Source organism: Pontibacter sp. HJ8, from assembly GCF_054824225.1.
In genome coordinates, this window is sequence record NZ_JSYF01000569.1 from 1 (window position 1) to 1,366 (window position 1,366).

Consider the following 1,366-nt stretch of genomic DNA (forward strand, 5'->3'; position numbering starts at 1 on the left):
TACCAAAACAACGCAAATATGAAACAAATGTTCAATAAGGATCGGATTATTTATGGCAGGGGGCGTCTGAGAAACCGCTCCGGTAGCCCATCTAGGTAAATATAGAGCGCGCCAGCCGCATAAGCAACTGGCGCGCTCTATATTTACTTCGCTATATCTATTTGCTGCTGGTGCTGAGCTGTTCCTGGAACATCTGGATCAGGTCATTCTTGGTTTTGATCTTCCGGTTGAAGTTGCGGATCTTGCCCTGCAACATGCTGCGGAAAGCATCGTTGCTGGGGGTATCACTCAGCTTGCCCAGGTTCGACTCCAGCACTTCCAGTTCCAGTTTATCAGACTTGATGAAATCTTTCAGGGCATTTATACGGGCATGCAGGCCGTCTTCGTCGCTGTACGTCTCGTTGGAGCTCTGCTGGCGCTTGCGGATATAATGCTCCAGGCTGCTCATCTCAAATACCCGGTCACAGGCTTTGATGAAGCGTTCCCATACTGCATCTGAAATATCGGGGCGTACCGGGCCTACCTTTTTCCATTCTGCCTGCAATTCCTTGGCGCGTCTGACAGCGTCATTCAGGTTGTTTTGCTGGAGCAACTGTTCGGCCTGGCTCACCAGGTCCTGCTTCTTCTCCAGGTTGGTTTCGTAGTACTTGTCCTTGGATTCTGTCTTTTCGTTGGTGATCTTCACTTTCAGGCGCTCAAAAAAATGATTGTGCGCTCTGCGGAAGTCTGTCCAGAGCCTGTTGGTAGTGGCGCGTGGCAAGGAGCCGCCTATCAGTTTCCACTGGTTTTGCAGCTCTTTTAGTTTGGCAGTCGTGACCTCCCAGTCGTCTGAGTTTTGCAGGGCTACCGAACGCGCGATCAGTTCTTTATACCTGTCGTAGGTGCGGTTCTGCATTTGTTTCTTATCGTTGAAGAAAGACTTCTTGCGCTCAAAGAAGCCTTCCAGCGCTGCCTTGAAGCGCTCTTCGATCTCGTCGGTCAGGTCTTTCTCGACCGGTCCGGTTTTGATCCAGGTCGCACGCAGGTCCTTCATTTTGTCCGAAGTCTCCTTCCACTCCACGCTTTCCTGCAGTGCCTCTGCTTCCTGTATCAGCCCGATCTTCAGGCTCAGGTTCTTTTCGCGGTTCTGCTTGATCGTTTCGTTGATTTCTTCTTCCGCCTGGCTCAGGATATGGTAGATTTCCTCGAAATGACCCAGCGCGTCGTAGTTGCCTACCTGCTCTTTCATGTGCAGCACCTTCATCAGGAAGGAGCCTTTGTTTTCTGAGGTTGCGATACGCTCCAGTAGGGTGTTTACTTTTTCGCGGAACATATCGAAACGCTTGGCAAAGTATACCAGCGAGTCTTCTTCTGATTCTTTTACCTC

The 1,366-nt window shown here is 50.5% G+C and carries 1 protein-coding gene; it reads right to left on the minus strand.

All coding sequences use genetic code 11. From position 1 onward, the window contains the following. Positions 1–157: 157 nt before the first annotated feature. On the minus strand, positions 158–1,366 hold a 1,209-nt coding region (locus tag OB13_RS19465; RefSeq protein WP_461491852.1), incomplete at its 5' end, for a DUF349 domain-containing protein.